Consider the following 25,987-nt stretch of genomic DNA (forward strand, 5'->3'; position numbering starts at 1 on the left):
TCTATGGTTATCAATCTGGCGATGTACCACCTACGTGCGATCGAAACCCTGCACCGAATGCGCAGCTTCACTCTCGCTGCCGAGGACATGAAGATCAGCCAGCCCGCAGTGAGCCGGGCGTTGGCAGAGGCCGAACGCCGCATCGGCGGCAGACTGTTCGATCGGAGCACACGCGCTGTTGTACCGACCCACCTGGGGGAGGAGGTCTCCGCCCACGCGGCGATGGCGGTGGCCACCTACGATGAAGCGCTGGGTCGTATCACTGGTCATATGAATGGTGATGATGGGATCGTCAGGGTGGCGTGCCTGCCCTCGGTGACGGCGACGCTGCTTCCCGCGGTGATCTCCGATTTCCGCCGCGATCTGCCGCAGGTGGGTCTGAAGATCCATGACGAACCGCAGGAGAACGTGGCCGAGAAGATCCTCAACGGAACCGTTGATCTGGGAATTCTGGCACTCGACTCAAGCATCCCAGCCGAGCTTGAGGTCGAAGGAGTTGCTTCAGACCGGTTGATGGCGATCATGCCCGTTGGGCACCGCCTCGCTCAGCGGGAAGAGCTCGTGTGGACCGACTTCGCTCGCGAGAAATTCATCGGCTTTGACGCCGTGACCAGCATCGGGCCCTTGGTCACTCATGCCTTCGCCAAGCACGATGTGGCCGTCGACATCGTGCAGACAGCACGCAGCATCCCGGCTGTCGGCGGCCTGGTTTCAGCAGGGCTGGGTGTCTCCGTCGTGCCCGAGATGGTCGTTCCATTGGTGAAGTTCGAGGGCATCGAGAGCGTGCCGATCAGCCCAGCCATCGAACGCACCTTAGTTGTCGTCCACCGCAAGCGTGGTCCACTCCCAGCCGTCGTCGAACGGTTCCGCCAGAGCCTGCTGTCGTGAGTTGGCTGGCCCATCGACGAGAGGACCACTCATCGTCGAGGGGCCAGATTGCAACTGCTTCCCTCGACGATGAATGGTCCGCTCGGCAACGTCGGCGTCAGAGCCTCAGAGGTACGGCTGAGTGATGAGCTCCAGATACATGCCGGACGGGTCCAGGAAGTACACGCCACGGCCGTCGTGTTCGGCGTTCGTCTCGTGCAGGCGAGTCCGCTGCGGGTCCGCCCAGTAGTCGAGGCCCCGTTCGTCCAACAGTGCCACCGCGCGATCGAAATGATCATCCGTGCACATGAACGCCATGTGCACGGGCTGGATATCGAAGGTCGGCGGGGGAGTTGCGAACTGCAGCATCACGCCCTCGTCGAGCATGATGTTGGAGAAGACTCCCCACGACTGAGTGTGCTCGGCCTCGAGGATGTCGACGTAGAACTGAGCCGATTCCGCCGGATCGGCGGCGGCAATGATGGTGTGATTGAAGATTGCTGACATGGTGTCCTTTCGAAAAGAGTGGGCCCGATGAGGAAGGGCCAGATGTTTGTGCCCGCTGAGAGCGCGGGCAGCGCGAGCTGAAGCGCAGTGAGGGGACTCGTTTCGAAAGGGGTGGGGCGCGAGCGTAGTTCTCGCGTCCACGGCGGCTCAACGGTCGACCGGGTTACCGATCCGTGAGCGGCTGAAAGCCTGTCCGGTCATGGTCCACAGCTTAACCGATTTGAGGGTCAGCCGCCCGTACGCAAGGAACATCAGGATGTCTGGAATCGGCCGCTCTAAAGCCATGGAAGCTCGAAACGGTTGGTAAGTCCTGGTCGATCCCGGTGCCTGGATCGACCAGGACTTACCAACCGTTGCTGGCCGCCAGCCGAGTGTGGGAAGTCGTTGACGCCAAATGCAGGTGCTCTGTGCGCGGACGTCGAGTTCACTGGCGTTCCAGCACCACCGCGACCTCGAGGTGCTTCGTCTGCGGGAACATGTCGAAGACCCGGGCCTGGGCGACCGCGTAGCTCGGCATCCGATCGAGGTCCTTGGCAAGGGTGAGCGGATTGCAGCTCGAGTAGACGATGTGTTCGACGCCGGAGGTTTCCAGGGCAGCCGACAGCCTGGCCCCGATCCCTCGCCGAGGTGGGTTGACGATCACGCAGTCCGGTCGTTCGCCGGTCGCCAGGTTCTCCTCGGCGAATTCAGTGGCATCACCGGCGATGAACTCGACCGTGGCACCTGACTGGGAGCCGAAGCCGAGTTCGGCAGCGCTGATCTTCGCGGATTCGATGGCCTGCTCGCTCAGTTCGACACCGGTGACCGTGCGCGAAGCCTGCTCGACGCTCGCCCCCGCGCAGTACAGCGCGAACCCGCCCACGCCGCAGTACAGATCCCACAGTGAGGCCGGCGCAATCTCCTCGACCCAGTCGGCTACCTGGTTGTACAGCCCAATCGCCACGTCAGTGTTGGTCTGGAAGAAGGACTGCGGACGCAGGTGCAGGTCGACGCGGTCGAGGTTCATGCGCAGAGAACTACCAAGAAGCATCTCTTCCTGACTGCCCTCGAGCACGGCCTTGTGCTCCGGCAGCAGATTGACGGAGATGACCGTCGCCGTCGGGATCAGCGCAATGAGCCGGTCGTGCCTGGATCGCAGCACGTCGAGGCCGTGCCGGGAGCGGACGACGAATCTGATCATCAGGTCCCCCGAAGGGGCCGCGGTGATGTGGACGAACTTCAGCTCACCTCGGCTAGCTTGTACGTCATAAGGGGCGAGGCTCGAATCGTTGAGGAACTGGCCGATGATCGGGATGATCGCCCGGATCTGCGGGGCTTGGATTCCGCACTCGCGCAGGTCGACGCCGTGGAAGTCCTGATCCAGGATGCCCAAGGTGACTGCGCCGGCCGAACCGCCCACGGCAAGCTTCGCCCGGTTGCGGAAGTCGTGGTCGCCACCGACAGCAGCCGGAAGCCAGACTTCGGGGGAATGGTCTGCCAGAACCTGGCGGCACCAGGCCTCTTTGTCCGCCACCTGATCGCGGTGAGGCGTTTCGATGAAGGTGCAGGAGCGGCACAGCCCGTCGTTGAAATAGTGGCACTCCAGTTGCCCGCTTTCCGCCGAGGTGGGGGTGAGGGGCAAAGAGGTCATGGACCCATTTTACTGTCTCGGCCCGTGCCGCGCCCCGTGTCCCGCCCCAGGGAAGCACACCGCGCTGACCACAGACTTTCGGGCCGTTGACGCACCCCAGCGCCGACCCGTAGACTAAAGCTGACCAAATCGATTTGGCTCTCTCGGGTGGGGTCCCCCGCGCGATATCGTTGACCATAGGAAAATGCAGGGTCGAAGAAGCCCCTGTGACGACGAAGGATGACATGACCCAGCTGTGCAATCTGCATCAGGCCCCGACACTGCTCACCCCCGAACAGGTCCTCCTTCCCGAAGGTCCGCAGTCCGACTACGGCGTCCTCGTCGCCCACGGTTGCATCGCGGCAGTCGGACCGCTCGAAGCGGTTGCCGCTGAAGCCCCCGCCGATGTCTCCCGCATCGACCTGCCGGGGCGCCTCCTCATGCCGGGCTTCATCGACGCCCATCATCACCTCACGCAGTCCTTCGGCAAGTCACTCGTCTTCGGTGAACCCTCCGAGATCTTCCAGCGCGTCTGGGTGCCGATGGAGGCGAACATGGACGCCGAGGCCATCGACGTCGCTGCCCGTCTGGCCGCGTGGGAATCACTGCGCGGCGGCTTCACCACGGTCGCCGATGCCGGCACCCGGGCCAGCGTCGATGTCTCAGCCATCTCTGATGTCACCGCCGAGCTCGGCCTGCGCTGCGTACTCGGCGTGATCTGCAATGACCTCGCCGGAGGCAGAAGAACCGCTGAGGTCGCCGAGGTGGTCGCCGCCGCCGAACGGCACCTGAACCGGTGGGACGCCGATACTCTGGTCCACCCCTCGCTGGCGATCTCGATTCCTGAGGTCGCCTCGGACGAAGCGCTGATCGCGGTCACCCAGCTGGCACGCGAAGCAGGAGTCCCCTTCCAGACCCACCTCAACGAACATCTCGCCGCAGTCGAACGATCCCTCATCGCCGACGGGGAGCGTCCGCTGGAACGACTGGCCCGCCTCGGCGCCCTGGGTCCCGAACTTCTGGCTGCGCACGCCACCCTCCTGACTCCTCGCGAGATCCGACTCCTGTCCGACAGCGGAGGGGCCGTGGCCTACAATCCGGTGGCGAGTTCCTGGAAGGGCAACGCGGTCGCACCCGCTCTGCTTATGCACGAACTGGGAATGCGTGTGGGACTGGGCACCGACGGCACGCGCTCGGACGCCTTCCGTCTCCTGGATGCGGCTGAAACAGCACAGAGACTGACCGGTGGAACCACCGTCGGCGACTCCTCGAGCGGTGGAGGCTGGACCTGGCTCGAACAGGGACTGCGCGGGGGAGCCGACGCAGTTGGCCTGGCCGGACAAGTCGGAGAGATCGCCCCCGGAGCACTTGCAGACCTGCTCGTGATCGACCTCGAGGTTCCCGAATTCGTGCCGTCCTGGGATGTGCCCTGGGAGCTCGTGCGCATCGCCAACCGCGACCAGATCGAGGCCGTGATCGTCGACGGCAGGCTCCGGCTCGAGAAGGGGTGGCCCGTCGACTGGGACGGACGTGCCTTCCTTGAGCGTGCCCGCGAGGTCTCCCAGCGAGTCGTCGCCGATTCTCCGATCACCCGCATCGACCCGTCGGCGAGCGAACATCGCGCCGCGTGGATGAGCGAGCACCGCCGGTGACGGTCCTCGGCCTCTCAATCCTCGCCTTCAGCATCGTCGCGATCACCGTGCTGCTCTCAGCCTTCGTGCAGGGCTCGACCGGCATGGGCTTCGCAATGATCACGGCACCCGTCGTCAGCTTCATCGACCCGAGCCTCATCCCCGTGATGCTGCTCGTTCTGATGATTCCGCTGAACTTCTACGTTGCGGCCAGGGAACGATCCGACATTCACTGGCACGGGGTGAGATGGATCAGCGTGGGCCGCTTCGCCGGCACGTTCTTCGGGCTGTGGATCCTCGTCATCGTCAACCTCCACCAACTCGCTCTGCTCATCGGCTGGTCAACGCTCGTGGCCGCCGTCATCGCACTGCTCGCCCCGAAGTTCACTCCGAACAAGTCCGTTCTGGCCATCGTCGGACTCATCACCGGCGTCACCGAGACCTCCACCGGCATCGGCGGACCCCCCTACGCACTGGCCTACCAGCACAGTCCCGGCCCGGAACTGCGCTCGACGGTGGCCGTGTGCTTCCTCGTCGGGGAAGTCATCTCTCTGATCGTCCTGGCCATCAGCGGTCAGGTCAGTGGGCCGACGATGCTGTTCACCGCGGCCATGCTTCCCTTCTTGGCCATCGGATCCTTCCTCAGCAGATACGTCCACCACCGCCTCGACGGTCCGGTCCTGCGTTACATCGTCCTCGGCTTCGCGATCATCTCCGGCGCCATCGTCATCATTCAGTCATGAGTCGCGAATCGTGAGTCGTCATCCGCGTGCGATTTCACGAACCTAACGTGATCCATCCTCACGACGCACCCTCGCCGAGGTGGTCCACCGCAGGTGCGCGACGACGAAGATGATAGGCGAACGCGAGGACGAGAACGATAGGGCCCCAGAATTGCAAGGGCGCGGTGCAGACGGCGGCGAGCGCATGCCACCAGCCGTTGATGAAAACGACGTTCTCCTGTACGCCGAAGGCGAGAGTCAATGTCTCCTGGTGGCTGACCGGAACGCCGGTGAACAATGCAGTGAGCGCAAGACCGCCGACGAAGGCTGGCACGACAGCTGCCAGTGCCGGAACAGGTCGACCGCCGATGAGTGGAAGCCAGGTAGGCGCGACCTCACCCCAACGCCTGACCAGTCCGATGCACAGCAGAGCAGCCAGCTCGGTGCTGATGCTCAATCCGAAGACATAGGGGATGGACATCCACAGCGCGGGCATAGTGCCTTGGTTCTGCATTCCCATCTCGAAGTGAAAGGCGAATGGCAGCCGCCACAGACAGGGCGGCAGCAGAAGCCATGGCAGGGTGTAGGCCAGACGCAGGATCCAGAGCGGCACGGGCCGCTGAGTGTCGCTTTGTGAGGGAGGAAGATGCAGAAGCTTGCGGAGAATGCTTCGATTCGTCATGACCTCCACATTGCTCCACCACACGCAGGCAGTGATCCCCCGAACGGGGGACGGGCCGAGGGCTCACAGGTGAAAACTCGAAACCCGATTGCGTTGAATCGGTTCCCGATCGGCAGACGCGAAGAGTCGGCGCTCACCTGTCCGAAGTCAGCTGATCCAGTAGTCTGACTTCATGGGAGATTCTTCACGTCCGAGTCGGGCCACGATCGCCGATGTGGCTCGTGAAGCCGGTGTCTCGCGCACGACCGTCTCCCATGCCCTCAACGGCTTGGGCAAGGTCAACTCGGCGACACGCGACAAGGTCAAAGAGGTTGCCGCCAGCCTGAACTATCGTCCCAGCGTCCGCGCCCAAGGTCTGCGGTCCGGCCGGTCTCAGGCGCTCGCCCTTCTGTCATCGATGCCCTCGGCCGTTTCCGCTGGACCGTCGCAACTGGGGTTCTTCACCGAACTCGCGATGGGATGCGCACGTATCGCTCTGCTCAAGGGCTACGTCTTCGTCCTCGCTCCACCCGACGGCGATGCCAATCCCGTCGACCGGCTCGACATCGATGGTGCGATCCTCCTTGAGCCAGCTGCTGATGACCCCATCGCTGCGGCTCTGAGCGACCGCGGCATTCCGTTCGTGGTCATCGATGGTCCTGCAGGCGAACGCACTGTGGATCTGCATCATGAAGATACCGCGGAGCTCCTCGTCTCGCATCTCGTGGAGCGCGGAGCTCAGCATCCGGCGCTCGTCGTGGGTACGGATCGGCGCAGATCGCAGGCTGCCGCACGGGAGGTCTACGAGGCGGCTGCCGCTCGTACCGGCTTCACCCCTCTGATCGCCGAGGCGGACGAAAGTGATGGTGAGGACGGCGGGTACCGTGCGTCGACCCGGCTGCTGGCTGAGCATCCGGAGGTCGACGGACTGATCGTTCCCATCGATGCATTCGCCACCGGTGCCGTGCGGGCAGGAGTCGAGGCGGGACGGACGGTCGGAGGCGATCTGCTCATCGCCACGCGGTACGACGGTCTGCGCGCCCGCACGAGCACACCGCCGCTGACCGCTGTCGACCTGGGACTCGACGAGATCTCGGGCGCCGCCGTTGAACGCCTCGTCGCTATTCTCGACGGTGGATCCGAGTCGGAAGCGTCAAGTGCGTCCGCACCGACCCTCGTTGTCAGAGAATCGACCTCCGGGCGTGCCTGATCGACTTCCCGGCCCGCCTGATCGTCTCGGCGGACGTGCCTGATCAGATCACCGGAGCCATACCGTCCCCTTCAGATCCGGTAGTCACCGGGGCGCTGATCCAGGTGGCTGGGATCGTCGATCGCCGTCCGAGACTTCGGGTGCCTGTTGCGCTTGCCGGTGTGGTGGAAGAGCAGATTGAGAAGCACTGAGACGAAAGCGGCCATCGCCACTCCGCTGCCCAGCAGCGAGGCGACGTTGGGTGAGAGCTGTGAGTACATGCCCGGAATGAGCACAGGGAGAAGCCCGGCGGCCAATCCGACGGTGGCGGTGATGAGGTTGCCGGTCTGATTGAAGTCGACCTTGGCGAGCATCTGTATGCCCAGAACGGCGATGATCGCGAAGACCACGACTGCCGTACCGCCGACGACTGCCGCCGGAATGCCGTTGAGGATCCTGGCGATGGGGCTGATGCCGATGATGATGAGGAGGACGCCGGCGATGGCCGTGACGAACCTGCTGCGCACACCCGAAGCACGCACAATGCCGACGTTCTCACCGCTGGTGACCATTGCAGGTGTGCCGAAGAGTCCACCGAAGATCGTGATGATGCCATCTGCGCGGATCAGGCGTGGAACGTCGCGACTGGCGTCGACCTTCTTCTCGACGACCTCGCCGTTGATGATCGTCTGTCCGGTCGCCTCGGCCATGGACGCCAATGCCCACAGCAGCATAGGGATCGCGGCGATGACATCGAACTTCGGGGTGCCGAAGGGAAAGAGCGTCGGGGCCGCCAGCAGCGGGCCGCCGGTCTGTGCGGCGAAGTCGGTCACGCCCATGAACGCGGCGACGATGGTGCCGCCGATGAGCCCGAGTGCGACCGAGAGCTTGCCGAGCATTCCGCGCAGGAACCGAAAGCACAGGACGGTGATGACGACCGTGATGAGGCCGAGCAGCAGGTTCTGCGGATCACCGAATGCCTTCGTGTCGGCCTCACCGACGATGAGTTTGCCGGTGACTTGGACGAGATTGACGCCGATGACGATGACCATGATCCCGATGACCAGCGGCGGGAAGAATTTGAGCAGTTTCACGAACAGTGTGACTGCCAGGATGTAGAAGACGCCGGTGAGGATGACTGCACCCACGGCAGTCTCGATGTCGGTGCCCTGACCGATCGTGATGAACAGGACCGTGGCTGCGCCGCCGGGGAGCATGACGAAGGGCAGTTTGACGCCGATCTTCCATACGCCGACGGATTGGAGTATCGACCCGAGGCCGGAGAAGATGAAGACCGCCGCCAATATCGCCGAGGTGGCGGCCTCGTTGAGGTCCAATGCGCCGGCGATGAGGAAGACCGAGGAGATCGGTGTGGCCACCATGACCAGGACGTGTTGGATGGCGAACGGGATGAGCCTGTGCATCGGTCGGAGCTGATCGACAGGATGAACGGTTTCGGCTGCTTCGGGTGCGGCGGTCATAGGACTCTCCTCGGAAACGCATCATGATCAAGCCCAGCGTCTTTGGTGGCCAAATCGATTTGTTTAATCGTCCCTGGAGACACGGATCGTGTCAAGAGTCAGTCTGAATACCGGACGAAGCCGAGTCTGAACTGCGCGAGAGCGTCAGGCGAAGGTGAAGCTGAGGACCAGGAACGCCCCGAAGGAGATGAGGGGGGCAAAGATGGCAATGGCGATTGCGACGATACCCTGAGTCCTGGAGCGGCCTGTCGCGGCTGAGACGATGCCCATGATGAGGCCGGTGACGCCGAGCGCGGCGCACAGGACCTGAAGGCCGGCGAGTGCGATTGCGAGGTTCTGGTACCAGCTTGGAGCGTCGGTGAAGTAGTACCCGAATTCGGCTTCCGACGGTCCGATGGTGGCACCGAGAACGATCGATCCGAGCAGGGACAGTCCTGCGGCGACGATTGTGAGGACCAGCGCGACCTTGCCCAGCTGCGGGCGGTTCGCACCTGCGGGCGATGCCCCGTCATGAACGGTCTCCGCGTTTGGTGAAGCGGGTGAACGACCAGAGCTGTGCTTATGACTGGCGCTGCGATGACTGGCCTCGTGCGCGTGACTTCCCAGTCCCAGCGCCGCGGTATAGGGCTGCTGAGCGGCCAACTCGTCATCGGTGGGCTGAGGGTACATGAAGTCCGGCGAGGTCATGTCTTCGACACTATCCACGCCGACCACTGCCCGCCCATGCGGCTTACCTGTGACCAAGGTCGGGAAAACCTGACCATCTGTCGAGGCAGATGCGTCAGCGTTCGGCGACGATGAGGAAGCGCTTCTGCGTGACCTCGATCGGAGAGCGGCGGGCCGCCAGTCGGTCGAGGGCGACGAGGTTGTCAGCCACAGTGAACCCCGGGACATCCCAGGGGGAATAGGCGAGGTATTCGATGACCGCTTCGACGTCGGCGAACTCCATCGTGCCGGTCCACGCGTCGGCGTCGGTGATGGTGAACCCCTGTTCTTCGAGCTCATTGAGGCGCGGTCCGAGTCGGTTCTGGGGAGTCTCCGGCCGGCCTCCGAACCAGAGCCTGAACTCGGAGGCTTCCGTGCCGTCGACCTGCTGCGTGAGGAAGCCTCCGTCGGGCTTCACGACTCGAGCGAGCTCGGCTGGATCGTAGCTCTCATGCCGGTTCATCACGAGATCGAAGAAATCGTCGGGCCACGGCATGGGGTCGCCGATCTCACTGTCGTACTCGCGGACCTCGATGCCGTATTCCGCCAGCGCCGAGGTGGCCACATCCAGATTCGGCTTCCACCCCTCGCTGGCATGGAGAATGGATTCGCGACCGAGGAAGCCGCCGACTGCACTGACGCGCCTGACGAGATCACGAAGGCGCTCGCCGCCCCCGGTTCCCATGTCGAGGCAGGCAGCGGACCTTGCCATCGCCTTGGCGCAGGTCAGTTCAAAGTCCCAAGGCGGGTCGTCGGCTCTCAGACGGGAGCCGAGTGCGGCGAAGTTCCACCCGGTCATCACTGCGGTCTCGTGGATCCACGACCAACGGGCGTATCGGTCCTCTGCAGATTCGGCCACGTTGCCAATCCCTCCGTCTTGGTGCCGACCTCTCGGCTCTGGCGCCTGCCGTTGGGCCACGGCGCCAAATGTTCGGCCGAAGCGCCTGTCACTGTGGAATTGCGTGCGAGAAATCGCCGGTGGTCGAACGCAACTCCACAATGAAATCTACCGCAAGGGGCCACACGCTTCCACAGGTGAAGACAAGTTTTCAGTCGCGGGTGCCGAGGCGATTCTGCGGTGCTCTGGCAGTCACTCAGATGAGGAAGCAGAAGACGAGGATGAGGGCGTTGAGCACAAGCAGTCCCAAGCAGTTGACCCAGAAGTCGCGGCCGACATAACCGGCACGCAGATGGGCGGCGGCAGCAGTGAGGAAATAGACGATGAGGCCGACGATCGCAGCCAGGCCGACGCCCGGAATCCAGAAGCCGGCGACCAGCCCGGCTGCCGCGAGGAACTTCACGACCGCGAGCACCCACCACCAGTCGCGCGGGAGTCCGACTCCGTCGAGGCAGTCGGCGATGACCTTCGGCGGCCAGAATGTCAGGAAGCCGTCGACGAGGACGATGAGGGCCATCACCGCCACCGGCCACCAGGGATCGGGGAGTAATGTCATGTCGAACTCCTTATTTCGGGAGGCGGCGTCATACGGGTCGCCTCAGCTGGGTGTGGAACGCGATGCTGTCCGAGAGGGCCTCAGTTGCCTCGTTGAGACTCATATCGCTGGCCGCCCACCGGAACAGGATGCCGAGGTAGGAGTCATAGAGGGCGACGGCACTGGCCCGGGCATATGCCTCGCTGATACCGATTGAGACCAGGCTCGAAGACAGTTTGTCCTGCAGGTCCGCCGCCAGGGTCTCGAACACCTGAGGCTTGCCGACCACGCGCATCAGTGCGGCCGCGTAGTCCCGGGACAGGTCCTCGTGAGCGGCGAAGAATTCGAGGAACGGCAGGAAGATCTCCACAAGGTGGTTCTGCACCGCCGAGGTGGCCGCCGGCCTGGCGCCGGTTCGCGCCGATTGCGTCGCCTCCGTGAGGGCACGTGCCCGAGCCGGGAGGGTGTAGGTCCCGGACTGGAGCTGGCCGATCCAACGGTCGTAGCAGCGAACGAGGAGCACGTCCTTGTCTCCGGCGGCCATCACCCTGCCCACGGACACCTCGGCGCGTTTGGCGATGCCCCTGACCGTCGTGGTCTTGTAGCCGAATTCGAGGAACAGATCGGCGGCGGCAGAGATGATCTTCTCCTCGGTCCTCAGCCGGCGACCTGTACGTGAGTGAACATGTTCAGTGGGCATAGTCGAATCGTAGGCCTTTCTGTGTTCAGTTACCAGGGGCAGTCGAATGCAGAAGCGCGGTCCTATGCGGAGATGTTGCTCGGAAGGGAAAGTTAATGTACCTTAACTTTATGAACGTCGATCCATCGAAAACCGGCAGCCCCGAAGTCTCCGTGATGCGCCCGAAGAAGGTCTCGACGTTCTTCCTCCTGGGGCCGGCTTTCGTCGCGGCGATCGCATACGTCGATCCCGGCAACGTCGCCGCTAACCTCAGTGCGGGCGCCCAATACGGATATCTGCTCGTGTGGGTCCTCGTCGCGGCCAACCTCATCGCTGTTCTCGTGCAGTACCTGTCGTCGAAGCTCGGTCTTGTCTCCGGGCAGTCGCTGCCCAGCCTCCTCGGAAACAGGCTCAGTCGCCGGTCACGACTGGCATATTGGGGGCAGGCGGAGATCGTGGCCATCGCCACCGACATCGCCGAGGTGATCGGTGGTGCCATCGCCCTGAAGATCCTCTTCGACCTGCCGCTGCTTCTGGGTGGAGTCATCGTCGGCGTCGTGTCCCTGTTTCTGCTCTCGATCCAGTCCACCCGTGGTCAGCGCCCCTTCGAAACGGTGATCATCACCCTGCTCGCAATCATCGCCATTGGCTTTTTAGCAGGGCTGTTCGTCGGCGATGTGAATTGGGGACAAGCGGCAGGTGGAATCATGCCCAGACTTGAGGGCACGAACTCGGTGGTCCTCGCCGCCAGCATGTTGGGTGCGACCGTGATGCCCCACGCGATCTACCTGCATTCGGCGCTGTCTGTCGACCGGCACGGCGGGGCGCCGCGTGCGTCGATTCCTCAGCTGCTCAGGGCCAGCCGGTGGGACGTCGTGCTCTCCCTCGTCATCGCAGGCTCGGTCAATATTGCCATGCTTCTGCTGGCCGCTGCCTCGCTGCGCGGTCAGGACGGGACCGACACGATCGAGGGTGCGCACGCGGTCGTGTCGGCCAACCTCGGCGAGGTTGTGGGCCTGTTCTTCGGCATCGGACTGCTCGCCTCCGGCCTGGCCTCGAGCGCTGTCGGGTCCTATGCGGGGGCCTCGATCATGCAGGGCCTGCTGCGAGTCAATGTCCCGATCGTGTGGCAGAGGGCGGTGACCATGATCCCGGCACTCGTCATCCTGGGAATCGGAGCAGACCCGACCTGGTCGCTCGTCCTCAGCCAAGTCGTGCTCAGCCTCGGCATCCCGTTTGCGATGATTCCCCTGGTCAGGCTCACGATGAATCGGACGGTGATGGGCAAGTACGCGAACTCACGGATCATAACGATCGTCGCCATCTTCGCGTCGGGGCTCATCATCGCCCTCAACGTCGTACTCATCGGGCTCCTGGCGCTGGGCATCGACTGAGATCGACCCGCACGCAGCTGAACTCGGGCAGACAGGCGAGCCCGTCGACTTCACCCGTCCCGCAGGTCCGTGGGTTCGACCATGGTGCGAGGATTCGACCTCACCCACCACGGCCGAGGTTGTCCTTTCTCCCGTGCCTGTCGTCGTTCCTCACTGGTGGCGTAGCGGTAGGTGAAGATCCGGACCCGGATGAGGGCCGGTGCCTGACCGTCGAAGGGGTCAGGGCCCAACTGGGTTCGGATCTGCGCGTCCCCGTCCCCGATGCGCTCAAGCAGTGCATAGAACCATGGCTGCCGGTAGTCACCAAGGGCCGCGAACCACATCAGCCAATCCAGGCGCAGGTGATAGGGCGCAACGAGCGGGGAGCGACGATGCACGTCGCCGGGTTTGCCCTTGAACACATAGGGCCGCCAGTCTCCCGAGTCCATCGTCGCATCGGGATCCAGGGTGCCTTCGATGATGATCTCGTCACGGATCTCGGTCATCGATCCGAAGGCGCCGTAGGCGTTGCCCAAGCCCCACCGATTGAAGCTGGCATTCATCTTCTGACGTGGCGAGAACAGGTTGCGCAGAGCAGGGATGTTGAGTACGCACTGCCAGATGACGAAAGCCGCGGTGAGGATCGCCCACCACAGTGGGAAAGCGCTGGAAGCATCAGCCACCTCGGCGCCGGAAGAATCGGGCCGGCCCCATCCGGGCCACGGGCCGCCGATGATCCAGCCCAGGAACGAGTCGCTGATTCCGGCGAAGGCGAGGAGGATTGTGGCCCAATTCAGCCAGGCATAGTTGCCGGTGATGACGAGCGCGAGCTGTGTGATGATGATGGCCGCGGCGGCGAAGGATGCGATGGGTTGGGGCAGGAACAGCAGCCACGGTGCGATGAGCTGGACGACGTGACTGCCCAGAGTCTCACCGCGATGCCACCATCCGGGCATCAGGTGGGCTCGGCGGCTGAAGGGGCCCGGCATCGGCTGAGTCTGATGGTGATAATCCATGGCGGTGAGATCCCGCCAGGAGCTGTCCCCGCGCATCTTGATCATGCCCGCCCCGAACTCGACGCGGACGACGAACCAGCGGAGGAAGACGATCATCAGCAGCGAGGGAGCCACCTCATGAGAGCCGAGGAAGCCGACCAGGAAACCGGCCTCGAGCAGGAGCGATTCCCAGCCGAAGCCGTAGAAGCGCTGACCGATGGCCGAGATCGAGAAGTAGAGCCACCACATCAGCCCGAACACCGGGATCGTGGCCCACGCGGGACCAGCCTGGGGAAGTCCGACGACGACGGTCATCGCCGCGATCATGCCGCTGCCGCAGACAATGTGCAGCCGGCGGTCTGTGTAGGTGAAGCGCTTCCACCGGAACAGACTCGGTGCCTGAGCGGAGGTGGTGAGTGCAATGAAGCGAGGCGCTGGGGTCAGCCCGCGCTCACCGAGCAGGGCGGGGAACTGGTTCCAGGCGCTGAGGAAGGCGATGAAGAAGAGGAGGCCGAATCCGCGTTGGAGGACCTCGCGGGCGATCGTGTAGTCTTCGGCCGACAAGATTGACAGCACCGCGGTCATGTCCACAGCGACCACCTCCCGGTTCATGCGTTCGCAGGGCGCTCGACATCCCTGTCTCGACTATGGTGTCAAGGACGCGATCGTGCAATACCCCGATGAATGCGCCGAGGCCGCCCCCGGTGTCGGGGACAGCCTCGGTTCACGTTCGGCTCGGTTCTTCAGCTGGCTGGTTCAGCGGGCCCGCATGGTCTGCCGCATCAGCGACGTTCGCCGGCAGGCTCCGGATCACCTTCCTCGAGCTGCTCGACTTCCTCGGTCGAGGTAGGCATCGCCGGAATCGAATCCGTGGCCGGGGGAGTCGGAGGCGTGACGACCGATTGGTACGAGTGCTCATGCGAGTAGGCGAGGAACGACAGGTGGTTCTCGTAGCGATCGAGGACGTCGTCGATGATCTGCTGACCACTCAGACCCATGAGGTCATAGCCCTCGGAGCCGGTCTGGGTGAAGACCTCGATCCGGTAGTACACGTCATCGCCGCGCGGGGCATTGCGTGCACCGAACGAGGGAACATTGTGTTCGACAGCGGCGACCTGGTAGTGGAAGTTGCGCTGCTCGTCCATGTCGACGATGAGCGTCGACTCCGTGATTCCCGACTCCGCCCCGGTCTCCTGCGTCAGCTCGACCGTGTATTCGAGTTCGCGGAACTCGGCGGCCACAGCTTCCAGTGCGGGTTCGACCACCTCGTTGACGAACCTGTCGACAGACTTCTTCGATGGGTAGGAGCGCAGAGTCGCCAGGCGCTGACGCCAGGTCTTCTCCGGGGTGCGGCCGCCGTGGGCGGCCGTGGTCCGGCGCCTGCGGGTCCGGCCCTCTCGTTCGGCTCGCTCCATGCGCAGCACCTTCGAGAAGGAGGCCATGACGAGGTAGGCGATGACCGTCACCGGCAGGGCGAAGATCAGGGTCGCGTATTCCATCGTCGTCACCCCTCCCGCGACGAGCATGGCGATGGTCAGCACAGCAGTGACGACCGCCCAGAAGATCCGCAGCCATTTCGCTCCGTCCTCCTCGGGGTTGGGGATGGTGGAGCTGAAGTTCGACATCACCATCGCACCTGAGTTCGCACTCGTGAGGTAGAAGAGCAGACCGGAGAGCGTGGCCAGGCCGATGAGGAACGTCGATCCCGGGAACATGTCGAGGAGGGCATACCAGCCCTGTTCGGGTGAATCGATGGCCTGCTGAGCGAAGTCCCTATTGCCGCTGAAGACCTCCGAGAGGGCGGAGTTGCCGAAGATCGAGACGATGATGAAGTCGCAGATCACGGGTGCGGTGATCGCAGCGATGACGAACTCGCGCAGTGTGCGCCCACGGGAGATGCGGGCCAGGAACAATCCGACGAAGGGACCCCAGGCCAGCCAGAATGCCCAGAAGAACAGCGTCCAGGCGCCCATCCAGGCAGAGCCGTCATCGACATAGGCGAACGTGGACAGGGTGCGCTCTGGCAGAGTGAAGATGAAGCGGCCGATGTTCTCGACCAATGCATTGAGCAGGAATGCCGTCTTGCCGGTGACGAGGATGTAGAGCATCATCGCGGCACAGGACCAGAGGTTGAGCTCGGAGACCAGGCGGATGCCCTTGTCGACGCCGGAGGTGCAGGCCGCGATCGTCATGATGACCGCGACGATGACCAGCGCGATCTGCAGGGCGAGGCCCTGCTGCAGACCGAAGAGTTCGGAGAAGCCGACGTTGAGCAGGACGACGCCGATGCCCATCGAGGTGGCTACGCCGAAGACCGTGCCGACGAGCGCGAAGATGTCGATGACGTCACCCGTGGCTCCGCGCACCCGCTTGCCCAGCAAGGGGTAGAGAACTGCGCGGATCGACAGGGGCATGCCCCAGCGGTAGGCGAAGTAGCCCATGGCCATGCCCAGCAGCGAGTACATCGACCAGCCGGCGATGCCGTAGTGGAACATCGTCCACACCACAGCGTCCTGCGCGGCGGCCGCTGACTCGGGATCAGCGTTGACCGGCTGCAGGAACTGGGTGATCGGCCCGGTCACGGAGTAGAAGAGCATGTCGATGCCAACACCGGCGGCGAAGAGCATCGCGACCCAGGTGAACAGGTTGTACTGCGGCCGGGAATGATCCGGGCCCAGACGGACCGAACCTTCTTTTGACAGGGCGACCCAGAGGACGAAGGCGATGACGACGGTGACCGTGAGAACGTAGTACCAGCCGAGGTTGGTGGCGATCCAGTCGACGATCGATTTCATCGTCGTCTGCGCGAAGCCGGGCATGAGCATTGCCCAGATCGAGAAGCCGAGGATCACCGCCGAGGAGATGATGAAGACCTTCCAGTTGACCCGGGATCCCCGCTCGTCCGTGAGCTCGGCAGGGCCGCGGCTCATCTCCGTGCTGGAGATCGGAGGGCGCTTCTCAGGGTCGACGTCTCGGGCAGATCTGTCGGTTCCGCCGAAGCGCTCACGCTCGACGATGGGCCGTTTCATCTTCTCTTCGTTGGGATCCTGCACGCATAACCTCCGGTCGGAAACTCTGGACTCGCCCAAAAGGGCACCGATCTATCGTAGACTCTCGGTGCTTTGCCAGGGACTCCGCCCCCTATTTTCAGGGCGAGTTCGCTAGCTTCGGGCAGCCCGTGTCACCCGGCAGAGGCGGTGAGGAGAGGCCCTAAAGGTCTGGCTCTCAGCCGCGGACCAGGTTTGTTCTCAACCGCGGAGTTGTCCGGTTCGTGCGAGACGGGTGACCGCCTCGGCGAAGGCACGGGACTGCTCGGGATCTCCACCGACGACGCGCATGTCCTGGTGGTCGCGGAAGTGCGCAGTGGTCATCAGATCGTGGCCCACGCGCTCAGAGCTGGCGCCGAGGAGCTGCCCGGGACTGGCCTGCTCGAGAATGAAGGTCCGATCAGATCCGAGGATCGAGGCACGGACGAACCTCTGATTCGTGGCGATGAGCATCTGCGGTTCCGGGGTTCGCTCGCTCTTGAAGTGCATGAGCAGTTCCTCTCCATCCCGGAGCATGTCGAACGGCGGCGGATCTGGAGCAGGCCGGCGTTGAAGATCGGGGCCGAACTGCTCCGAACGCCGTCGCTCCCGAGCACTCAACCTGGGGTGGTTCGCATCGTAGCGATTCACTCGGGCGATGGCCCAAGCGCGAGCACCGATGACGGTGATCAGGGTCAAGGGCAGAATCAGTGCGGCCATCGTCAGCGCCGGGCCGGTCGACTGCTCCGGGAGGAATATGAAACCGACAGTGATGCCGAGGGCGGCGATGAACATGATGACCATCGCCGTGATGAAGAGACCGAACCGATCACGGTTGAATGCCTCGGCGATGGAGGCGAACATGAACCCGACATTGGTGCTGGCCCAGCACAGGAGAAAGAGGGTGAGGGCGGGAGCTGGTGATGTGGCGTAGTCACCCCACACCGTTCCCGGACTTCCCGGGAATTCGGCCAACGAATGCCAGATGAACACCGAGGCTGCGCAGAAGACCGCGAAGATGGGCCCCACCGACAGCACCTTGTACCAGGACTGTCGGATGAAACCGGTGTACGAATCGGGCGCCCTAGGGAGGAGGGAATCGGCGGCGGCAGCGGCTGACTTCGATGAGTCATCCTCGTCGAAGAAGATGATCGCAATCGAGTGATAGAGGCCAAGCAGGCCGAAGCACGCCGTCGCGGCACCTTTGGGGTCGAAATCCCCGATGCGGCTGGCCCGGGGGTCGATGCCGGCGTTCGTGAGGAAGAAGATGACCACCATGAATAGTGCGAGAGCCACTGCATAGACCAGGGTCGTGCTCAATTTATGCGTCCTCATCCTCATGCTGTGATTCTTCCAGGCTGCACCTTCTCCCGGAGACGAAAGATGTTCCAGATCCGTGACCCCTCGTGTCGGGGCGGAACAGGCTTAACCCGGGTCGAAGCCCAGACCGGGCGCATTCGACGGGTCGGCAGTGTCGTCAGATCTCAACGGCTGTCCGGCATTCATCGCACTGGATCAGCTCAGGTGTCACTCCCGACTGTCGACGAGGACCGATTCTGATCCCATCGGCTACGCTGAGCGCATGCGTGCAGGCGAAGTATCCGAGGTCAGCCAGGACTACCTCAAGGCGATCTGGTCGGCCCAGGAATGGGGCGGGACTCCGATGACCGCGACTGAGCTGGCGAACCGCTTCGGCACCACCAAGGCCAACGTCACCGAGGTGCTCAAACGTCTCGACGAGCTCGGGCTCATCGTCCGCGTGCCCTATCGCCCTCCGGTGCTGACGTCGAAGGGTGAGACAGTAGCCCTATCGATGGTGCGCAGGCATCGCCTGCTCGAAACGTTCCTCGTCGAATCCTTGGGCTATGGCTGGGACGAGGTCCACGACGAGGCGGAGATCCTCGAACACGCGGCCTCGGACCGACTTGTCGATCGTATCGACGCGTTCCTCGGCCGTCCCCAGGCCGATCCTCACGGGGACCCGATCCCCGGCCCCGACGGGAAGATCGAGTCCCATGATTCCTCGCTCCTCCTCGCCGAGGCGGAACCCGGGGCCTACACGGTCATCCGGGTCTCGGACGCGGATCCCTCAGTCCTTGCCCACCTCGCCGAGGTGGGGGTGCGCCCGGGTGCACGCCTCGACGTCGCCGAGGGAGAGGACGGCGGAGCTGTCTCGATTTCGGTGTTCAGCGAACCCCTCGAATCGGAGCAGCCCGGAGCCGGAAAGGGCGACATGAAACGCATAGACGTGGACCGTCCGGTCGCCTCGGCGGTGTATCTGAAGGCATCAGGTTGATGTCGCGAACAGGAGCACCAGTTCGGCCGCTGTCCCCGGTGAGAAACCATCTTTGAGCACCAGCCGTGGCCACTCTTGCCAAAGCTCGGCTTCGAACGGGACGCCCGGAACCTGGTTGCGGTGGGTGACCTGGCGATGGTGCGGATGCGACCTGAAGGAGTTCGGATCGATGGCACGGAGCGCTGCGAAAAGTGAATGGTAGAGGATCGGTGTGAAACCACAGTCGCGTGCTTGATCGGCCGTCCGAGCCCAATCAGGTGCCGCGACCGGAGTTCCTCTCCTGATCGCCGCCGACATCTGAGCCTTGATGCTGGCTGGCAGGGGTCCAGGAGAGTGGTGGAGGATCACACGGCTCCATTCGAGGGCTTCCGTTTCGGAGAATCCCGGCCAGCGTTCGATTGCCTCGTGAGACACAGTGACACTCGTTTCTCGGGCACCATGCGCCCGGATCGAATCTTGCCAGCGCCGAATGGCGCCGACCCGTTCTTCCCCTGGGGCACCCGGTCGATGACGGGTTGCCGCGTGGCCGGCCAGGTACCGATAGCCACGACTCGTGAACGTGTGGACGATTCTAGCGGAAGGGGCTGACACGGATGTCAGGAGCGGATCCGTCGGTGTCGATATCCCCACCGTTGTCGGTGAATGAGAAAGTCGCCTCGGCGGCCCGCTGTGCAGGCCCCCGAGGCGACTATCGGAGAATCAGCTCAAGAACGTACGCAGAGTGAGGACGCTGATGGCACCGATGCTCGCGGCGGCTGGCAGGGTGATGACCCAAGCCATGGCAATCGGCTTCATCAACTTCCAGTTCGCCGATCGGTTGACCAGACCTACGCCGATGATCGCACCGATGAGGATATGGGTGGAAGAGACGGGCAGGCCGCTGACTGAAGCCGCCATGACGACGGCCGCGGCAGCGAGCTCGGCGGCGAAGCCGGATGCAGGGTGGATCTCCGTGAGTTTGGTCCCGACCGTGGCGATGACCTTGCGGCCGATGAACCAGAGGCCGGCGACAAGGGCGATCCCGCAGGTGAGCATGGCAGCGAAGGGGACGGTCGCCTCGGAGCTGATGGTGCCGGTCTTGAGCACGTCGAGGACTGCGGCGAAGGGGCCGATCGCGTTGGCAATGTCGTTGGAGCCATGGCTGAAGGCGAACGCCGAGGCGGTGAACACCTGCATCCAGGAGAAGAGGACGTAGGTCGCCCGAGGCACAGTCTGCTTGCGCAGGGTCTTGGCGAAGACGAACACTGCCATCCACACGGCGAGGCCGATCATCGCCATGATGAGAATGCCGCCGACGGTGCCGACGGCCACGTCAAGGTTCTTCAGGCCCTTGAACAGGAGCATCGCGGTGAGGATGACGGCACCGCCTGCGGCGATGAGTGGAACCCAACGTTGAAGTGTGGAGTGCGAGCCGACCGACTGATCGACCGAAGCCGCGGTATCGGGATCGCGCTCAAGGTCCATTCCGGCGTCTGCAGCGTGGCCGCTCTCGCCAGTCGGAGCCAGCATGTGGGGTTTGAGGGTCTTTGACAGGGCATCGCCGAGGACGTACTTCTTGATCGCCCCGTAGATGAGGAAGGCGACGAGTGCGCCGAGAGCGGGGGAGAGGACCCAGGAGATGGCGATCATGCCGACCTCTGACCACTGCACCATGGCGAAGCTTCCGGTGCCGGTGACGAAGCCGATGGTCAGGGAGGCGCCGATGATGCCGCCGATGATCGAGTGCGTAGTCGAGACCGGCCAGCCCATGCGGGTGGCGATCAACAGCCACACTGCCGCACCGAGGAGGGCGGCCATCATGATGTAGACGAACTCCATCGGGTCGAGGGAGACGGCACCCAGGTCGACGATTCCGCTCTTGATGGTGTCAGTGACATCGCCGCCGGCCAGCAGCGCACCGCTGACCTCGAAGACAGCCGCAACGAGCAGCGCCTGCTTCATCGTCAGGGTGCCTGCACCAACGGAGGTGCCGAAGGCGTTCGCCACATCGTTGCCTCCGATGTTGAAGGCCATGAACGCACCGAAGATGACTGTCGTGATCAGCACCATGCGCGGTGCGCCCTGGCTGACATAGCCGAATGACCACAGGGTGAAGGCGATGAGAGTGATCGCGAGCAGCAGACCGAAAGCCAGGTGCCAGCGACGATCATTGCTGCGGCCGACGGTCTGCGTCGGTGTGAAGGTCTCTGGTGCCAGAGCCTGGGTCATGCGCGTCTCCTAGCGAGGATCATGAGATGTATTTCCAGCTGTCTCCCATGATTCGCACTCTGGATGTCCGCAAGGTTAAGGGATAGATGAATGGAAGATGAACACACTCAGCTCTGCCGGCGAACAGCAGATGCACAATAGGCGTAGTTTATCTCGTGTTTACGTGAAGTTCCAGGTCAGATGGTATGGAGCCGCCATCTGGTTCGAGCTCAGTGAGGATGTCTGCCGAGCGGAATTCTGGTTGTGATGATGGACACGCGGGCACGATTGGCTCGTGCCCGCGTGTGGCGTGATCGTCAGCCGTCAGCCGTCAGCCGTCAGCCGTCAGCCGTCAGCCGTCAGCCGTCAGCCGTCAGCCGTCAGCCTTGGCGCCGAGGCAGATTCCACCGCGGCTGAGGCTGGGACGGCTTGGCATGCTGCGGCATGAAGCCGCGCTCGGCCTGCAGATGTCCCTTGTCGTGGCTCTTTGTCTTGGCCTCAGGGTCGACACCCGGAATCTGGGCCTCGAGCTTCTTTGCCACCTGGTCGGCGCCGACGATGGGAATCTCGCCCGTGATCACCGGCTTCTCGGCAATCAGAGGGATCTCTCCCGTTCCGGCCGCGACGCTGGGGTTCTTGTGTCCTTTGTCGTTTCGCATGGTGTTTCCCTTCTTCTGTGTTTTCCTGCTCTGCTTCTGTGCAGCTGATGGGCTCTTCGTGGTGCTTGTCTCGGTCGCGCCGAGGGCCGAATACAGTCCGGCCCACTGTTCTGGTTTGAGGTCTCGTGGCAAGGTGTCTCCTCTGACGTCGTTGCGGTCCATCGTCGATTGCAGCGTGGTGCGGTCAGTGAGGTTCATTGTCGTGAGGATTCCTTTCATCCCACGTCCGCGTCCGGTGAAGGCCGTGCGGACGAATTGCTGGTAGTCCGACCTGTGCCGGTCCGGCACGAGGCTGCTTGCCAGGCGATCGATGGTCAGGATGCCGCCGTCGACGCTGGGCTTCGGTGTGAAGGCATGGGCAGGTACGCGTTCGATGAGTCGGAAGTCGAACCACGGGGCCCATTGGGCGGTCATCATGGTCGATCCGCCGACGCCGGCGCGTTTGCGGGCCACTTCCCATTGGGTGAGCAGAACGGCGTTCTGCCACCTCCTGGCGCGCAGGAGTCTGCGCAGAATAGGTGTGGTCAGGTGGAAGGGCAGGCTGCCGACGATCACGGGCTGATCGAGCCTGGACGTCAGGACATCTGCGTGTTGGACCTGGGCGCGCGGGAATGAGTGTTCAAGGTGAGAGATCCTCGTTTCGTCGAGTTCCACGAGCGTGAGCGGTCTGCCGAGCTGGTACAGCTGAGCAGTCACCGCGCCGGTGCCCGGTCCGATCTCCAGAATGGGGCCGGTGGTGGCACGGGTGAGGTTCGCGATCGTGTGCAGGGTTGAGCGTGAATGTAAGAAGTTCTGACCGAGTTCGTGTCGGCCGCCGAATGTTGAATGAGGTCGCATGGGCGCGCTCCGGAGATGAAGAAGGGAGCACCCAAGGGCAACGCAATGCGCGTGACGTGTGCCAGTGATTTGCGGCTTCGCCCAGGATGCAGATGACTATCCGGGTCGACAACGCGCTGCTACAGATCCTGCTCGATCGGTTCGGCGGCGACGGGTCCATCAATGGACCGGTGGTGCCGAGGGTTCGATGAGGTCAGTGGATCACAGGAAGTGAATCGAGCGCGCTGTCAGGCGCGGCGGTCACGAATGTAGAAGTTCAGCGCTGTCGTTGCGCCGCAGTTTAATGTTCCCATGGTGAATAAGTTAGCACGCCGGTGGCGGGGGATCTAGTGCCCTGAGCCAGGAAACGAGACCTTGTTCATGATGCGGTGGATTCGTGGGCGGACATTTCTTCAGCCAGTTCTATGCAGCGCAGTCGAGCAGGGGACCAGTCGTAGGGCATCTTTCCAAATGCTTCGACCACGTTCATGGACTCTTGCTCCCCGTCAGAGTCTTCGCTGGCCTCGGTGCCACCGTCCTCGGCGACAGCAGGGTGCAGAACGTCCCAGGAGTCGAAGAGTGCTTCATCGTCCTGTGCCAGGCCGGATTCTTCTATCACGGCGTCCAGCGCCAGTTCGAAGGCGTGTCGCTCGGCGGCCACCTGTGCCACGCGGGGATCGTCGACGGCGATCGTGTCGTCAAGTGCCTCCTCTGCGGCATCGACGCGGTCGGAATCTTCCCGCAAATCCGGGTGAGTGGCCAAGGCGATGTAACGGGTGGCGTTGACCGCCGCACCGAGAGGGCCGAACATCCGCTCGATAACCAGCAGGTTATCCAGGTCCGCTTGGCGCAGCGAGCCCTCGGGCAGGCTCTCCAGACGGCTGGTGACGAAGTCGGAGAGCAGACCCATTCTGCTGCCGCGGGTGCGCATGCGCTGCACTGCAGTCCGCTGCCGCGCCAGTTCCGCCTCCTTGGCGACGAGGGTCCTCTCCAGCCTTTCCAGGATGCCCGTGACACCGTGGTCGCTGTCGGGACCATCAGGAGCCGCGTCGACTAAGGCGTCTCGGATGTCATCCAGGGCGATCCCGGCCTCAGCCATCTTGCGGATCCACAACAGCTGGATCATCTCTTCGTAGCCGTAGCGGCGGCGGTCGTCGCTGCCCCGCTCGGGCTCGGGGAGCAGACCGATCTCGTGGTAATGACGGATCGCCCGCGGTGTGGTGCCGACAAACGATGCAGCATCACCGATCTTGACACGACGCGGCGGAACAAAGGACGAATTCATGAGTAGGGCCTTCCTCGGTGGGGCGGGATATGAGTCCATCGGACCACATGACGCTACGGGAGCTGCAACTCCTGGTCCGTTCGCCGAAACGAATGTTCGCGTGCCTGCGAGGCGGTCGGGGCTTATTCGATGATCTCGCCGCTGATGATCTCGCCGCCACCATCCTCAGGCGGCCTGCGGTGCGGATCCTGGCGAATGGCCTCAGCAGTCTTGCGCAGACGCCAACCGAGGGCGACCAAGGCGATGCCGACGATGACGATGAAGATCGCGAGCGTGAAGATCAGCGCGGTGACCCCCGACTGTGGGGCGAAGAGGAAGAAGCCGCCGAGGACGATGCCGGCGATTCCGATGATCGTCAGCAGCCACCACATCCGCACACCGATCCGGCGAATGAACAGGGAGACGGTGACGGCGAGGAAGCTGAAGAAGATGATGGCGAATCCGGTCACTATGGCGACGAAGGACGCGAAGAGCATGGGGGAGAAGAAGATGAGTGCACCGAAGAGAATCAGCAGGACGGAACGGGCAACCAAGCTCCCCGAGCGTCCGCCCTTCGGAGCGAGGACGAAGGAGGAGACGGCGATGACGGCCAGCCAGACAGCGAAGATCTGGACGACCACCTCGGCGCTGGTGCCGGGCCACACCATCATGAGGACACCCACGAGAAAGGCGATGACGCCGTTGACGATGACTGTTCTGCCGGTGCGCTTCAGGTCCATGTCTCAAGCGTAGTCACTCGGGATGGAAGCTCGCTGAGCAGAGTGGATTACGCCGGTGCCTTGTCGTCGTTTGCAGTTCTGCTCGCCGAGGCTGCCGTGTCGTTCTCGTTGCCGGGCAGCTTGAACGATGCCGGCAGGTGCATCGTCTCGTTCAGCCTCACTGAATCGGAGAGGGCACGGACCATCCCGTTGAGATCGTCCAGCGAATGTTCTGTGTCCTTGGCCCCGAAGGTGGCGCTCATCGAGGCGTTCGTCGCCGCGGCAGGACTGTCGCTGCTCGACGTCCCCGCGGGGACGTCCTCGGCTGAGGTCGATGCCTTCGGGGTGTTCCCCTCAAGGAAACGCAGCAACTCGACCGGGAAGGGCAGAACCAGAGTCGAATTCCTCTCGGAGGCGACTTCGACGATCGTCTGGAGCAGACGCAGCTGCAGAGCTGCAGGCGTATCCGCCATCGCGCTTGCTGCCTGGGCGAGCTTGTTCGAGGCCTGGAACTCACCGTCGGCGATGATCACGCGTGAACGACGCTCACGTTCGGCCTCTGCCTGGCGCGACATCGATCGCTTCATCGACTCCGGCAGGGCCACGTCCTTGATCTCGACTCGGTCGATGTGGACGCCCCAGTCGACGGCCGGGCTGTCGATCATGATGGCCAGACCCTGATTGAGCCGCTCTCGGTTCGTGAGCAGATCATCGAGATCGCTCTGGCCGATGATCGAGCGCAGAGACGTCTGTGCCACCTGTCCGACGGCGAGCTGGTAGTTCTCGACATCGACGATGGCACGCCTGGGATCGACGACCTTGAAGTAGATGACCGCATCAACCCGGACGGTGACGTTGTCACGAGTGATGCCTTCCTGGGCCGGGATCGGCATGGTGATGATCTGCAGGCTGACCTTTTCCAGCCTGTCCACGAATGGGATGATGGCCGTCATGCCGGGATGCTTGGGTTCCTCGGTGACTCGACCCAGGCGGAACACGACACCGCGCTCGTACTGTTTGACGATCTTCAGACTGTTTCCGAGGCCGATGGCACCGAGCGCGATCAGACCGAAGATGAGAAATAAGAAGAACATCGAACCGCCTCCTCAGACGATTGCCTGTCCTTTCAGATTAACCCCGTTGCAGCAAAAAAGACCCGGTGCGGCGA

Annotated in this window: 22 protein-coding genes, 1 pseudogene and 1 riboswitch; of the genes and pseudogenes, 6 read left to right on the forward strand and 17 right to left on the reverse strand. The window is 63.3% G+C overall.

Annotated elements, in window-relative coordinates; translation table 11 throughout:
* Window positions 1-3 precede the first annotated feature (3 nt).
* Window positions 4-888 (forward strand): LysR family transcriptional regulator, encoded by an 885-nt coding sequence (locus tag FO013_RS13240; RefSeq protein ID WP_143923044.1) that lies wholly within the window; start codon window positions 4-6, stop codon window positions 886-888.
* Between the two features lie 105 nt (window positions 889-993).
* On the opposite strand, the gene FO013_RS13245 is transcribed toward FO013_RS13240, so the two are convergent.
* Together FO013_RS13245 and FO013_RS13250 are read right to left on the reverse strand one after the other, a co-directional pair.
* Window positions 994-1,374: a VOC family protein gene (locus tag FO013_RS13245; RefSeq protein ID WP_143923045.1), complete on the reverse strand. Its 381-nt coding sequence runs from the start codon at window positions 1,372-1,374 to the stop codon at window positions 994-996.
* 424 nt (window positions 1,375-1,798) lie between these two features.
* Window positions 1,799-3,004: a methyltransferase domain-containing protein gene (locus FO013_RS13250; RefSeq protein WP_143923046.1), complete on the reverse strand. Its 1,206-nt coding sequence runs from the start codon at window positions 3,002-3,004 to the stop codon at window positions 1,799-1,801.
* Window positions 3,005-3,210: 206 nt separating this feature from the next.
* On the opposite strand from FO013_RS13250, the gene FO013_RS13255 reads away from it, so the two are divergent.
* Together FO013_RS13255 and FO013_RS13260 are read left to right on the forward strand one after the other, a co-directional pair.
* Window positions 3,211-4,635: an amidohydrolase family protein gene (locus FO013_RS13255; protein ID WP_260848140.1), complete on the forward strand. Its 1,425-nt coding sequence runs from the start codon at window positions 3,211-3,213 to the stop codon at window positions 4,633-4,635.
* Entirely contained in the window at window positions 4,611-5,357 is a 747-nt protein-coding gene (locus tag FO013_RS13260) for a sulfite exporter TauE/SafE family protein (RefSeq protein WP_260848141.1), read from the forward strand. Before FO013_RS13255 ends, FO013_RS13260 begins: the two co-directional genes overlap by 25 nt.
* A 58-nt stretch (window positions 5,358-5,415) precedes the next feature.
* Here FO013_RS13260 and FO013_RS13265 read toward each other — a convergent pair whose 3' ends face one another.
* Window positions 5,416-6,018 carry a hypothetical protein gene (locus FO013_RS13265; protein ID WP_222103623.1) on the reverse strand — a complete coding sequence of 201 codons (603 nt, stop codon included), beginning with the start codon at window positions 6,016-6,018 and terminating at the stop codon, window positions 5,416-5,418.
* 172 nt (window positions 6,019-6,190) lie between these two features.
* Here FO013_RS13265 and FO013_RS13270 point away from each other — a divergent pair, with 172 nt between their 5' ends.
* Window positions 6,191-7,207, forward strand: coding sequence for a LacI family DNA-binding transcriptional regulator (locus tag FO013_RS13270; protein ID WP_143923047.1), 1,017 nt, complete (start codon window positions 6,191-6,193; stop codon window positions 7,205-7,207).
* Between the two features lie 71 nt (window positions 7,208-7,278).
* On the opposite strand, the gene FO013_RS13275 is transcribed toward FO013_RS13270, so the two are convergent.
* From FO013_RS13275 to FO013_RS13295, 5 genes are all read right to left on the reverse strand, one after another.
* Window positions 7,279-8,667: a uracil-xanthine permease family protein gene (locus FO013_RS13275; protein ID WP_143923048.1), complete on the reverse strand. Its 1,389-nt coding sequence runs from the start codon at window positions 8,665-8,667 to the stop codon at window positions 7,279-7,281.
* 144 nt (window positions 8,668-8,811) lie between these two features.
* Window positions 8,812-9,354, reverse strand: coding sequence for a hypothetical protein (locus FO013_RS13280; protein WP_143923049.1), 543 nt, complete (start codon window positions 9,352-9,354; stop codon window positions 8,812-8,814).
* A 94-nt stretch (window positions 9,355-9,448) separates the two neighbouring features.
* Window positions 9,449-10,231: a class I SAM-dependent methyltransferase gene (locus FO013_RS13285; protein ID WP_143923050.1), complete on the reverse strand. Its 783-nt coding sequence runs from the start codon at window positions 10,229-10,231 to the stop codon at window positions 9,449-9,451.
* Window positions 10,232-10,466: 235 nt separating this feature from the next.
* On the reverse strand, window positions 10,467-10,826 hold the full coding sequence (locus FO013_RS13290) for a DoxX family protein (protein WP_143923051.1): 360 nt from the start codon (window positions 10,824-10,826) through the stop codon (window positions 10,467-10,469).
* Between the two features lie 28 nt (window positions 10,827-10,854).
* On the reverse strand, window positions 10,855-11,505 hold the full coding sequence (locus FO013_RS13295) for a TetR/AcrR family transcriptional regulator (protein ID WP_143923052.1): 651 nt from the start codon (window positions 11,503-11,505) through the stop codon (window positions 10,855-10,857).
* A gap of 110 nt (window positions 11,506-11,615) precedes the next feature.
* On the opposite strand from FO013_RS13295, the gene FO013_RS13300 reads away from it, so the two are divergent.
* Complete coding sequence (locus FO013_RS13300; RefSeq protein WP_395949718.1) at window positions 11,616-12,878, forward strand: Nramp family divalent metal transporter; 1,263 nt, start codon at window positions 11,616-11,618, stop codon at window positions 12,876-12,878.
* A gap of 50 nt (window positions 12,879-12,928) precedes the next feature.
* Here the strand turns inward: FO013_RS13300 and FO013_RS13305 are convergent, their stop codons facing one another.
* From FO013_RS13305 to FO013_RS13315, 3 genes are all read right to left on the reverse strand, one after another.
* Window positions 12,929-14,437, reverse strand: a complete 1,509-nt coding sequence (locus FO013_RS13305; RefSeq protein ID WP_260848156.1) for a lipase maturation factor family protein — start codon at window positions 14,435-14,437, stop codon at window positions 12,929-12,931.
* 197 nt (window positions 14,438-14,634) lie between these two features.
* A complete protein-coding gene (gene betT, locus FO013_RS13310; RefSeq protein WP_143923173.1) occupies window positions 14,635-16,881 on the reverse strand; it encodes a choline BCCT transporter BetT in 2,247 nt (748 codons plus the stop codon).
* A 219-nt stretch (window positions 16,882-17,100) separates the two neighbouring features.
* Entirely contained in the window at window positions 17,101-18,198 is a 1,098-nt protein-coding gene (locus FO013_RS13315; protein ID WP_143923053.1) for a hypothetical protein, read from the reverse strand.
* A gap of 262 nt (window positions 18,199-18,460) precedes the next feature.
* Here FO013_RS13315 and FO013_RS13320 point away from each other — a divergent pair, with 262 nt between their 5' ends.
* Complete coding sequence (locus FO013_RS13320; RefSeq protein ID WP_143923054.1) at window positions 18,461-19,174, forward strand: metal-dependent transcriptional regulator; 714 nt, start codon at window positions 18,461-18,463, stop codon at window positions 19,172-19,174.
* Here the strand turns inward: FO013_RS13320 and FO013_RS13325 are convergent.
* The 6 genes and pseudogenes from FO013_RS13325 to FO013_RS13350 all read right to left on the reverse strand — a co-directional run bounded on the left by FO013_RS13325 (window position 19,166) and on the right by FO013_RS13350 (window position 25,913).
* The gene (locus FO013_RS13325) at window positions 19,166-19,588 is read right to left on the reverse strand and encodes a hypothetical protein (RefSeq protein WP_143923055.1); all 423 of its coding nucleotides are present in this window, start codon (window positions 19,586-19,588) and stop codon (window positions 19,166-19,168) included. The two genes, FO013_RS13320 and FO013_RS13325, sit on opposite strands and share 9 nt — an antisense overlap.
* Window positions 19,589-19,621: 33 nt before the next feature.
* A riboswitch (SAM riboswitch) is annotated at window positions 19,622-19,733 on the reverse strand.
* Window positions 19,734-19,873: 140 nt separating this feature from the next.
* Window positions 19,874-21,382 carry an inorganic phosphate transporter gene (locus FO013_RS13330; RefSeq protein WP_143923056.1) on the reverse strand — a complete coding sequence of 503 codons (1,509 nt, stop codon included), beginning with the start codon at window positions 21,380-21,382 and terminating at the stop codon, window positions 19,874-19,876.
* A 719-nt stretch (window positions 21,383-22,101) separates the two neighbouring features.
* Window positions 22,102-22,857, reverse strand: a pseudogene (gene erm / locus FO013_RS13335) (23S ribosomal RNA methyltransferase Erm); the annotation flags it as partial.
* A 358-nt stretch (window positions 22,858-23,215) separates the two neighbouring features.
* Window positions 23,216-24,121 carry a MerR family transcriptional regulator gene (locus tag FO013_RS13340; RefSeq protein WP_143923058.1) on the reverse strand — a complete coding sequence of 302 codons (906 nt, stop codon included), beginning with the start codon at window positions 24,119-24,121 and terminating at the stop codon, window positions 23,216-23,218.
* A gap of 122 nt (window positions 24,122-24,243) precedes the next feature.
* Complete coding sequence (locus tag FO013_RS13345; protein WP_143923059.1) at window positions 24,244-24,840, reverse strand: HdeD family acid-resistance protein; 597 nt, start codon at window positions 24,838-24,840, stop codon at window positions 24,244-24,246.
* Window positions 24,841-24,887: 47 nt separating this feature from the next.
* Entirely contained in the window at window positions 24,888-25,913 is a 1,026-nt protein-coding gene (locus tag FO013_RS13350; protein WP_143923060.1) for a slipin family protein, read from the reverse strand.
* Window positions 25,914-25,987: the final 74 nt, after the last annotated feature.

Origin of the sequence: Brevibacterium aurantiacum (genome assembly GCF_007558825.1) — a bacterium.
In the GTDB taxonomy this organism is placed as follows: Bacteria; Actinomycetota; Actinomycetes; order Actinomycetales; family Brevibacteriaceae; genus Brevibacterium; species Brevibacterium aurantiacum_A.

What these genes read in the sequence shown, in the direction of transcription:
- FO013_RS13265 (WP_222103623.1), bottom strand. Translation starts at nt 6,018, where the DNA reads ATGACGAATCGAAGCATTCTCCGCAAGCTTCTGCATCTTCCTCCCTCA.
- FO013_RS13305 (WP_260848156.1), bottom strand. Translation starts at nt 14,437, where the DNA reads ATGACCGCGGTGCTGTCAATCTTGTCGGCCGAAGACTACACGATCGCC.
- FO013_RS13250 (WP_143923046.1), bottom strand. Translation starts at nt 3,004, where the DNA reads ATGACCTCTTTGCCCCTCACCCCCACCTCGGCGGAAAGCGGGCAACTG.
- FO013_RS13290 (WP_143923051.1), bottom strand. Translation starts at nt 10,826, where the DNA reads ATGACATTACTCCCCGATCCCTGGTGGCCGGTGGCGGTGATGGCCCTC.
- FO013_RS13340 (WP_143923058.1), bottom strand. Translation starts at nt 24,121, where the DNA reads ATGAATTCGTCCTTTGTTCCGCCGCGTCGTGTCAAGATCGGTGATGCT.
- FO013_RS13295 (WP_143923052.1), bottom strand. Translation starts at nt 11,505, where the DNA reads ATGCCCACTGAACATGTTCACTCACGTACAGGTCGCCGGCTGAGGACC.
- betT (WP_143923173.1), bottom strand. Translation starts at nt 16,881, where the DNA reads ATGAAACGGCCCATCGTCGAGCGTGAGCGCTTCGGCGGAACCGACAGA.
- FO013_RS13320 (WP_143923054.1), top strand. Translation starts at nt 18,461, where the DNA reads ATGCGTGCAGGCGAAGTATCCGAGGTCAGCCAGGACTACCTCAAGGCG.
- FO013_RS13245 (WP_143923045.1), bottom strand. Translation starts at nt 1,374, where the DNA reads ATGTCAGCAATCTTCAATCACACCATCATTGCCGCCGCCGATCCGGCG.
- FO013_RS13350 (WP_143923060.1), bottom strand. Translation starts at nt 25,913, where the DNA reads ATGTTCTTCTTATTTCTCATCTTCGGTCTGATCGCGCTCGGTGCCATC.
- FO013_RS13240 (WP_143923044.1), top strand. Translation starts at nt 4, where the DNA reads ATGGTTATCAATCTGGCGATGTACCACCTACGTGCGATCGAAACCCTG.
- FO013_RS13275 (WP_143923048.1), bottom strand. Translation starts at nt 8,667, where the DNA reads ATGACCGCCGCACCCGAAGCAGCCGAAACCGTTCATCCTGTCGATCAG.
- FO013_RS13345 (WP_143923059.1), bottom strand. Translation starts at nt 24,840, where the DNA reads ATGGACCTGAAGCGCACCGGCAGAACAGTCATCGTCAACGGCGTCATC.
- FO013_RS13280 (WP_143923049.1), bottom strand. Translation starts at nt 9,354, where the DNA reads ATGACCTCGCCGGACTTCATGTACCCTCAGCCCACCGATGACGAGTTG.
- FO013_RS13330 (WP_143923056.1), bottom strand. Translation starts at nt 21,382, where the DNA reads ATGACCCAGGCTCTGGCACCAGAGACCTTCACACCGACGCAGACCGTC.
- FO013_RS13300 (WP_395949718.1), top strand. Translation starts at nt 11,616, where the DNA reads ATGAACGTCGATCCATCGAAAACCGGCAGCCCCGAAGTCTCCGTGATG.
- FO013_RS13270 (WP_143923047.1), top strand. Translation starts at nt 6,191, where the DNA reads ATGGGAGATTCTTCACGTCCGAGTCGGGCCACGATCGCCGATGTGGCT.